Source organism: Acinetobacter sp. MD2(2019), from assembly GCF_035615615.1.
Classification (GTDB): Bacteria; Pseudomonadota; Gammaproteobacteria; order Pseudomonadales; family Moraxellaceae; genus Acinetobacter.
This window is the reverse complement of sequence record NZ_VTDU01000038.1, coordinates 1-9,815: the sequence shown is the minus strand read 5'-3', so window position 1 is coordinate 9,815 and position 9,815 is coordinate 1. Positions and strand designations below refer to the sequence as shown.

At 42.5% G+C, this 9,815-nt stretch carries 10 protein-coding genes; 9 read left to right on the top strand and 1 reads right to left on the bottom strand.

Annotation, left to right across the window (positions count from 1 at the left end):
* The 9 genes from nuoH to I2F62_RS12510 form a co-directional block, all read left to right on the top strand.
* A partial coding sequence (nuoH, locus tag I2F62_RS12550; protein WP_324627333.1) for an NADH-quinone oxidoreductase subunit NuoH occupies positions 1-738 on the top strand: 738 nt, incomplete at its 5' end.
* Between the two features lie 18 nt (positions 739-756).
* Positions 757-1,299 (top strand): NADH-quinone oxidoreductase subunit NuoI, encoded by a 543-nt coding sequence (nuoI, locus tag I2F62_RS12545; protein WP_324627332.1) that lies wholly within the window; start codon positions 757-759, stop codon positions 1,297-1,299.
* On the top strand, positions 1,299-1,811 hold the full coding sequence (gene nuoJ, locus I2F62_RS12540; RefSeq protein ID WP_324627334.1) for an NADH-quinone oxidoreductase subunit J: 513 nt from the start codon (positions 1,299-1,301) through the stop codon (positions 1,809-1,811). Before nuoI ends, nuoJ begins: the two co-directional genes overlap by 1 nt.
* Complete coding sequence (nuoK, locus tag I2F62_RS12535) at positions 1,811-2,119, top strand: NADH-quinone oxidoreductase subunit NuoK (protein WP_324627331.1); 309 nt, start codon at positions 1,811-1,813, stop codon at positions 2,117-2,119. Before nuoJ ends, nuoK begins: the two co-directional genes overlap by 1 nt.
* On the top strand, positions 2,116-4,011 hold the full coding sequence (nuoL, locus tag I2F62_RS12530) for an NADH-quinone oxidoreductase subunit L (RefSeq protein ID WP_324627330.1): 1,896 nt from the start codon (positions 2,116-2,118) through the stop codon (positions 4,009-4,011). Before nuoK ends, nuoL begins: the two co-directional genes overlap by 4 nt.
* Before the next feature lies 1 nt (position 4,012).
* Positions 4,013-5,614 carry an NADH-quinone oxidoreductase subunit M gene (nuoM, locus tag I2F62_RS12525; protein WP_324627329.1) on the top strand — a complete coding sequence of 534 codons (1,602 nt, stop codon included), beginning with the start codon at positions 4,013-4,015 and terminating at the stop codon, positions 5,612-5,614.
* The gene (nuoN, locus tag I2F62_RS12520; RefSeq protein WP_324627328.1) at positions 5,614-7,110 is read left to right on the top strand and encodes an NADH-quinone oxidoreductase subunit NuoN; all 1,497 of its coding nucleotides are present in this window, start codon (positions 5,614-5,616) and stop codon (positions 7,108-7,110) included. The genes nuoM and nuoN overlap by 1 nt, the downstream gene beginning before the upstream one ends.
* Positions 7,111-7,217: 107 nt before the next feature.
* The gene (gene upp, locus I2F62_RS12515; protein WP_324627327.1) at positions 7,218-7,853 is read left to right on the top strand and encodes a uracil phosphoribosyltransferase; all 636 of its coding nucleotides are present in this window, start codon (positions 7,218-7,220) and stop codon (positions 7,851-7,853) included.
* Between the two features lie 114 nt (positions 7,854-7,967).
* On the top strand, positions 7,968-8,258 hold the full coding sequence (locus I2F62_RS12510) for a cold shock domain-containing protein (protein WP_324627326.1): 291 nt from the start codon (positions 7,968-7,970) through the stop codon (positions 8,256-8,258).
* Positions 8,259-8,363: 105 nt separating this feature from the next.
* On the opposite strand, the gene I2F62_RS12505 is transcribed toward I2F62_RS12510, so the two are convergent.
* Positions 8,364-9,815 (bottom strand): zinc ribbon domain-containing protein (locus I2F62_RS12505; RefSeq protein ID WP_324627325.1); only part of this gene is annotated, 1,452 nt, incomplete at its 5' end.

Genomic DNA, 9,815 nt, shown 5'->3' with positions numbered 1-9,815 from the left:
GCAGTTGCCATGGCAACTGCGGTACTGTCGTACATGGTCATTCCTGTGAGCCCGTACTTAGGTGCAGCAGACATGAACATTGGTCTATTGTTCTTTATGGCAATGGCCGGCATTGCTGTTTACGCAGTGTTATTTGGAGGTTGGTCATCAAATAACAAATATGCCTTACTCGGTGCGTTACGTTCATCTGCACAGACCATTTCTTATGAAGTGTTCTTGGGTATCTCGTTAATGGGTGTTGTGGCGATTGCAGGTTCATTTAACTTGCGTGATATCGTTGAATCACAACGCGATGTTTGGAATATCGTGCCGCAGTTTATCGGCTTTATGGTGTTTGTGGTGGCAGGTGTTGCGGTGACGCATCGTCATCCATTTGACCAACCCGAAGCTGAACAAGAATTGTCTGAAGGTTACCATGTCGAATATGGCGGCATGAAATGGGGGATGTTCTTCGTTGCCGAATACGTCAACATCGTCTTAATTTCATCACTGATTGTGACGCTATTTTTTGGTGGCTGGCTTGCGCCGTTTAACCTTGAAGTTTCATTTATTCCACCAGCATTTTGGTTCATTACCAAAACAGCATTTTTTGTGATGATGTTTATTTTGGCGCGTGGTGCACTCATGCGTCCACGTTATGACCAAGTCATGAATTTTGGTTGGAAGGTATGCTTACCTTTAGCATTAGTGAACCTGTTGGTGACTGGTGCAGTTATTTTACTTAAGCATTCGGTCTAAGGCAGCAGGGAGAATAAAATGATTAAAATTCTAGCTGGTGTCGGGTCTGTCGTGCGGACATTGTGGATGGTTTTTTCACATGCAACACGTAAACGCGACACGATTTTGTACCCAGAAGTACCTGCCGAGCAGATTGTGCCACCACGTTACCGTGGACGTATTGTCTTAACGCGTGACCCAGATGGCGAAGAGCGTTGTGTCGCATGTAACCTTTGTGCTGTTGCTTGTCCTGTCGGTTGTATTTCACTGCAAAAAGCAGAAAAAGAAGACGGTCGTTGGTATCCGGAATTTTTCCGTATCAACTTCTCACGCTGCATTTTCTGCGGTATGTGTGAAGAAGCGTGTCCAACCACAGCCATTCAGTTAACACCTGATTTCGAATTAGGTGAATACGTGCGCCAAGACTTGGTTTATGAAAAAGAAAATTTACTTATTTCAGGTCCAGGTAAATACCCAGATTACAACTTCTATCGTGTAACGGGCATGGCAGTCAGCGGTAAAGAAAAAGGTCAAGCGCAAAAAGAAAGCGCACCTGTCGATGTACGGAGCTTATTACCATGATGTGGCCATTTTATTTAATGGCTCTTGTGGCCATTGTTTCGACAGTCCGCGTTGTGACCAACGCCAATCCTGTTCATGCTTTACTTAACTTAATTGTGTCTTTACTGGCAGTTGCAGGTATTTTCATGATGGTGGGCGCGCCGTTTGCTGGTGCGCTTGAAGTCATCGTTTATGCTGGAGCAATTATGGTGTTGTTTGTGTTTGTGGTGATGATGCTGAACTTAGGTCAGCATACCGTTGCACAAGAACGCCAATGGTTGACGTCTGACGCATGGGCTGTGCCTGCGTTAATGAGCTTCTTGCTCGGTTTAACCTTGGTGTGGATGTTGGGCAGTGATTACACGCCAACGCAAGCAGCCTTAGGTCACACCGTAATCGAGCCAAAAGCAGTGGGTGAAGCCTTATTTACTCAATACGTATTATTGGTTGAAATTGCAGGGATGCTATTGCTTGCCGCATTGGTTGCAGCGTTCCATTTAGGTAAAAGAGAACCAAGCGAGGAGCAAGACTAATGGGAAATATTCCTTTAGAACACGGCTTGATCGTTGCATCTGTTCTGTTCGCACTCGGTTTTTACGGTGTGATGGTGCGTCGCAATTTTCTATTTATTCTGATGAGCCTTGAAATCATGATGAACGCTGCTGCACTGGCTTTTGTGCTGGCAGGCAGCGTTTGGGGACAAGCAGACGGTCAGATCATGTTTATCTTTGTATTGACCTTGGCTGCTGCTGAAGCGTGTATCGGTTTAGCGATTGTCCTTCAGTTTTATCATCGCTTCCATCATTTGGATGTGGATGCTGCAAGTGAGATGCGCGGATGAGTTATTTATTCTTAACCATATTATTTCCGCTAATTGGGTTTTTAATCTTAGCGGCAGGGCAAGACAAGCTTTCTGAAAACGTTGCGGCCATTGTGGGCGTAGGTTCAGTCGGTTTATCCGCTTTATTTGCTTTCATTGCAGGCTCTACGTTCTTAGCCAGTGGCGAACCTGTTTATGTGCAACATTTATGGACATGGTTTAACGTTGCAGGCTTTGCGCCTGAGTTCAGCTTACATTTAGACGGCTTATCGCTGCTGATGCTCGGCATGATTACAGGCGTTGGCTTCTTAATTCATATCTTTGCTTCGTGGTATATGCGCGGTGAAGCAGGTTATGCACGTTTCTTCTCTTACTTTAACCTGTTCGTTGCGAGCATGGTGATTTTGGTATTAGGCGATAACCTTGCAGTGCTGTTCTTGGGTTGGGAAGGCGTAGGTCTATGTTCTTACCTGTTAATTGGCTTCTACTACTCAAACCCAGACAATGGTTGGGCAGCCATTAAAGCTTTTACCGTAACCCGTATTGGTGACGTATTCTTACTGATTGCATTGTTCTTAATTTACCAACAGTTTGGTACTTTGCACATTGCAACCATTGTAGATAACGCTCACACGGTATTGGCACAAAACCATAGCTTAACCATTTGGACAGCGTTAATGTTGTTCTTAGGTGCAGCAGGTAAGTCAGCGCAAATTCCACTACAAACCTGGTTGGCAGATGCAATGGCAGGTCCAACACCCGTTTCTGCGTTAATTCACGCGGCAACCATGGTGACTGCGGGCGTATATTTAACATGCCGTACCCATACTGTGTTTGAAATGGCACCTGAAGTGATGCAGTTTATTTCTGTAACAGGTGCAATCACATTATTGGTGGCAGGTTTTGCAGCCTTGGTACAAACCGACATCAAACGTGTCTTGGCTTACTCAACCATGAGTCAGCTTGGTTATATGTTTATGGCGGTGGGTGCAGAAGCGTATCAAGCGGGTTTATTCCATATGCTTGCTCACGCATTCTTTAAAGCCCTATTGTTCTTGTCGTCTGGTGCCGTGATTTTAGCGTGTCATCACGAACAAAATATTATGAAGATGGGCGGACTTTGGAAAAAAATTCCATTCGTTTTCGCATGTTTTGTGGTCGGTGGCGGTGCGCTTGCAGCGATTCCATTCTTAACCGTGGGCTTCTTCTCTAAAGATGCCATCTTAGGTGAAGTGTACGCACATGGCGTGTTAGCAAATCTTCCGTTATACAACTGCTTATATTGGGCAGGGGTTGCAGGGGCATTCTTAACCTCAATTTATACCTTCCGCTTAATTTGGTTGGTGTTCTTTGGTGAAGAGAAAACTCATGCGCATGAAATTAAAGGCGTGACCTATTGGGGACCACTTTCAATTTTACTTGTACTCTCGACAGCAGTCGGTGCATTGCTAAAAGCACCTGTAGCCAACTTGCTTACAGCGGCGAAAATCCCAGCGTTTGAGATTCCTGAAAACCTAGAAGCTATGGTTCACGGTGCAGAACATACAGCTGTGGGCATTGCCTTGGTTGGTTTAGCGATTGGCGTGGTGTTATTTGCCTTTGCTTATGGTGCAGTAAAAGCCTTTGCTCAAACGTCATTAGGTGCAGGTATTGCCCATATTTGGAGTAATGCATTTGGTTTCGATGCCTTATATAACCTAATTTTTGTACAACCTTACTTATTCATTGCGAAGTTATTAGGTCGTGACCCAATTGATAGCATGTGGTTGGTATTACCGGCTTTAGTCAAAGGTGGTAATAGCTTCACAAGCGCTCGTCAAACGGGATCATTACGTGAATATGCTTCAAGCATGTCACTCGGTATCGTGGTATTACTGATGATCTTGATTGTGATGCAGGTCGTGGGGAAATAAAATGGAAAACAATTTAATTCTACCCGCGTTGATTCTTGTTCCGTTCATTGCTGGTTTCCTATGCTGGTTGGTCGATAAAATCGACCAGCACCTTCCACGTTGGATTGCCTTAATTGGCATGCTTGTCACTTTGGCTTTAAGCTTAGTTCTGTGGAGCCATGGTAATTACCAATTCGAATTGGGTGGACAAGCACCAACCTTTGCAAGCCAATTCTTCTTGCCTTGGATTAACTCTTTAGGCATTAGCATCCATTTAGCCGTAGATGGCTTATCTTTAATGATGGTGGCTTTAACCGCATTACTGGGTATTTTGGCTGTTGGTTGTTCTTGGGGTGAAATTCAAAAGAATGTTGGCTTCTTCCACTTAAACTTACTTTGGAGTTTAGGTGGGGTAATCGGGGTGTTCTTATCACTAGATTTGTTCTTGTTCTTCTTCTTCTGGGAGATGATGCTGGTTCCAATCTACTTCTTAATTGCACTTTGGGGACATAAAGGCTCAAACGGTCGTTCACGTGTTTACGCAGCAACCAAGTTCTTTATTTATACTCAAGTTTCAGGCTTGATTATGCTGATTGCAATCCTCGGCCTTGTGGTTTGGGGATACATCATGACCAATGGTGTGGTGAGCTTTGATTACAACTTCTTAATGCAAGTTGCACATCATTTACCGCCAGAATTCGCTTATGGCTTCATGATTTGTATGTTTATCGGATTTGCAGTCAAACTTCCTGTGTTTCCATTACACGGCTGGTTACCCGATGCGCACGCACAAGCCCCAACAGCAGGTTCTGTTGACTTAGCGGGGATCTTGATTAAAACCGCAGCATACGGTTTATTGCGTTTTGTTATTCCATTCTTCCCAGCAGCGTCTGCTCAATTTGCGGATATTGCCATTGTGTTTGGTTTAATTGGTATTTTCTACGGTGCATGGTGTGCATTCCATCAAACCGATATGAAACGCCTATTGGCTTACACTTCAATTTCGCACATGGGCTTTATTTTACTTGCCATTTATGCAGGTAATCTTCTGACTTATCAGGGTCTGATGATCATGATGTTGGCACATGGTTTATCTTCGGCGGCACTGTTTATTATGTGTGGTCAGATTTACGAACGTGTTCATACGCGTGATATGCGTTTAATGGGTGGTATGCGTGGTCAATTCCGTTACTTACCAATTTTCCTTATGTTCTTTATTGCCGCATTGGTTGGTTTGCCGGGTCTGGGTAACTTTATTGGTGAATTCCTGATTTTAATGGGTTCATTTGCCAAATATCCAACCTTTACCATTCTTGCTGCAGTGAGCTTGGTGTTTGCAGGGTTATATGGTTTGATTCTGATTCACCGGACTTTGTTTGGCGAGCCAAATAAAGAACAACAAGCGCATTATTCACAGCCGTTAAAAGACTTATCTGCCCGTGAAATGATTATTTTATTAATCTGCGTGATTGGTCTGGTTTGGCTGGGTGTCTATCCACAAACATTCTTGGATGTTTCAAATTCAAGCATGCAATGGTTAGCCAATAGTTATATCCCTGTTCAAAATGGTGCGGATTTAATGCAACAGGCGATTAGCCAACTTGATAATGTGGAGATCCGCTAATGAACTTCACAATGAATTTCTCTGACTTTTTGCCATTAGCACCGGTCATTATTGTTTCGCTAACAACAATTGTGGTGATGATTTTAACGGCAATTAAACGTAACCATACTGTTATTGCAACAGCATCGGTGATTGGTTTAAACCTCGCGGCATTTTATGTGTTGTTAGAAATGTTTGGTGGGAATTTCCAACCGACCAACATCATGAGCATGTTTATGGTTGATCCATTTACCATGCTCTATCAACTGATGATTTTAATTGCTGCTTTGGCATGCTGTACTTTGTCACATGCCTATATCGACAACTATAAAGACAACCGCGAAGAACTTTATATTTTAATGTTGCTGTCTACTGCTGGCGCATTATTAATGGTTGCAAGCACGCATTACGCATCATTCTTTATTAGTTTAGAGTTAATGTCTGTGCCAATTTATGGTTTGTTGGCATACACGCATGAACGTTCAAAGTCACTTGAAGCGGGAATGAAATATTTGGTGTTATCTGCAACAGCATCTGCTATGTTGTTGATGGGTATTGCCTACATTTACGCCTACACCGGTACATTGTCGTTCTATACGGGCTTTATGCCATTGTTGCAGGCTATTAAAGCGGGCAACCCAATGGTTGTGCTGGGCTTAGGTTTAATTATCTTTGCCATTGCGTTTAAATTATCGCTTGCACCATTTCATAAATGGACGCCAGATGTGTATCAAGGTGCACCAGCACCGATTGCAACCTTCTTAGCCACTGCTGCGAAAATTGCAACCATTGGCTTATTTGTGCGTTATGTGCTTGCCGCAGGTGCGTTGATTCCATCAATTAGCGTCATTTTAAGTATTATTGCCGTGCTGTCTATTTTGGCAGGTAACTTACTTGCTGTACGCCAAGTGAACTTAAAACGTGTTTTAGCTTATTCATCGATTGCACATTTTGGTTACTTGCTGATTGCACTAATTAGCAAAAACTACTTTAGCTTAGACAGTGTAAACCTTTATATGGTGGTCTACGTTTTCACAACCATTGGCGCGTTTGGTGTGGTGACATTAATGTCTAGCCCATACAATGTAAATGATGATGCTGAAAGCGTTGCAGACTATCGTGGTTTGTTCTGGCGCCGTCCTGTACTGACCGCAACATTAACCGTCATGTTACTTTCTTTAGCCGGTATTCCGTTAACTGCGGGCTTTATTGGTAAGTTTATGATTGTGAAAGCGGCTGTAGAAGCAGGGCACTGGTTCTTAGCAGCAATGGTGATTGTAGGTAGTGGTATTGGTTTGTATTACTATTTACGTGTCATGATTGTCATGTACTTAACGCCACCTGAAACTCCTCGTATTGATGCACAGGCACATTGGGGACAAAAAGCGGGTGGAATCATGGTTCTTGCCGTGACTGTTTTGGTGATCTTCTTTGGTGTATATCCAGATCCATTGATTAAGATTGCAACAGCAGCACAAATCTTAGCGCCAATTCAAAATATGTTATTTGGTCATTAATCTAACAATTTTTGCCAGATAAAAAAGCTCTCTTTACGAGGGCTTTTTTATTTTAGGCTGAAAAAGGGATATACTAGCGCTAATTTAAATGATTAGGTCTTTCTCCCGTGTCTATTCAAGAAATACGTCATCCGTTAATTCGTCATAAATTAGGTTTACTTCGCCGTGCAGACATTAGCACGAAAAACTTCCGTGAACTTTCTCAAGAAGTAACCATGTTATTGACCTATGAAGCGACCAAAGATCTTCCTGTGATCGATCACGAAATTAATGGTTGGGCCGGAGAAGTGACCACGCAGCGCATTGCAGGCAAAAAAATTACCATCGTCCCTATTTTGCGTGCCGGTATTGGCATGTTAGATGGTGTTCTTAACCTGATTCCAAGTGCCAAGGTGAGTGTGCTTGGGCTTGAGCGTGATGAAGAAACCTTAGAAGCGCGCACCTACTACAAAAAGCTTGTGCCAGATGTGGCAAACCGTATTGCCATGATTATTGACCCAATGTTAGCCACAGGCAGCTCTTTAATTGCAGCAATTGACGTTTTAAAAGCAAGTGGTTGTAAAGATATTCGTGTCATGGTTTTAGTTGCAGCACCAGAAGGGGTTGCCAAAGTTGAAGCATTGCATCCAGATGTTCGAATTTTTACCGCATCAATCGATAATGGTTTAAATGAGCACGGTTATATTGTGCCGGGTTTAGGCGATGCTGGAGATAAAATCTTTGGTAGCGTGCAAAAAGATTAATTTAAACGGTCAGAACAAGGTTTAAGCTTAGCGTTTGTTTAAACAATGCCGCTTAAACCTTCGCATGACTGCAATGCATGGTCATAATTGCATGCAAACATGAGGATGAATGCCATGAAGAAAGAATTCTACACTGGAAAAATCAAGCAATATAATGCCGATAAAGGCTTTGGTTTTATTGGTACAAGTGAAGGCGATGTATTTTTTCATATTTCAGAATTTCCTGAAGGCGCGGAACCAAAACGCAATGAAAAAGTGAAATTTGTGCTGCAAGAAAATGGCGATAAACTCAAAGCAACTCAAATTGAGCGTGTCGATCCAAATCCTGCCAAGACCAAAAAAACTGCCATTACTAACCACAATAAAGCGATTACCAGTGCGTTATTAAATAATTTGCGTGGTTAATTTAAAAACCGAAAGCATCTGATGAAAAAATGCTTTCGGTTGAATCTGAATAACAATCTATAAGCGATATTCGCGCACATTTAGCCAAGCGATACAGACTTTCTATTAAAGTTCCGTATTCTTTTTGGTGCCGCATTGTGGACAAAATAACATGCTTGCGCTGAGTTGCGTTCCACAATGGGTACAGAAGCTATGCTTTTGTACATTGGTATCTTCTTTGTTTATCAACACATCATTGGCAATGGCAAGGTCTGCGGTTTCTGAGTTTAATTGCTCTGGGGAAAGTTTAAGACGAATACTTTCGCTGGTTGCACTGGTTTGTGGCTGTTGCATGGCTTGGTTAATTTGATTAATTGCCGAGATACGATTGATATCGCTATTGGCCGTGGGTGCCACAATCATGCTTTGATCTTGAATAAAATCGGCCAAATGGGTTTTGAGTTTCAGTGCTTCATCTTTAAGCGAAGTCATACTTAAAATGCTGCGTTGCTGATATTTCCCAAATGTTGTGGTGCTAATTTCGGCATACCATACGCGTAAGGTCATGGTTTCAATATTAATAACATCTTTTTCAGTTTTAATCGTATCATCCAAATAGCGACCAAAATTCACGCGCGACAGTTGGTAATTTCCTTTGGCTTCTACCCAAATTAATTCTGAAACAAAATCGAATCGGCTCCATAAATAATTACCGTGGTCAAAGCAGAATTTACCTAAAATCCACATCGACACACCAAAAAATCCAAAACTAAAATAGCTTGAATCTACAAAACGGCCGTTATAAATGCCATTGGCAAATAAACTCAGTAACAGCACCGCAACCAAGAAACACAGGATGCCAAAACTATTTAAAATGGCTAACCAGCGATAATGCGTTTCTTTAAAGCAAGAGGACAATGTCATGTCTTTAAGCGTGTTGGCCGGCACAGGTTGTGTTTCTTCCAGAATTTCGCCTTCGAAACTACCACGGTCTTTATTTTTTTCCAGTTGTGGCAGTAAACGTGAATAAATGCGATTAGGAATGGCGCTCACCCATTGGTTTTGAAGATGGCGCTCTAATTCATCAAATAACTGGCTAGGATGACAATTCATACTTACGCTGTCTTGGATCATACCCGTACTGGCTTGAGGTGGTCTTTTTACCATTTGTGCAAGCACAGCCAAGAAGAATAAACCAATTGCAATTAACGCCGCCACTAAGGTGAAAATTGCTTTAGTCATGCTAGGTAGCCATGCAGGCGCAACTGCATTTTGGGTGAACATTGGCAGAATGACAGGGCCAAGAATCGCAATTACAATTAAGCCAATAATTTTTGCTAAGCCAAGGTCTTGTTTACTGCTACGTGGATTAACCATCGGTCTGAGTAAAATTAGCACAGCGAGTAAATTATAAAAAATCCCTAACCAATCTGCGGTATTCGGCGAAGCACCCACAATTGCGATGGTGGCGCTGAGCAGGGTAATGACAAAAACAATGGCATTTTGAAATTGGGCTTCGGCAGCATGGCGGATAAATAACGGCGAAAAAATAAGATTTGGAAACAGGCTGTACAAAAT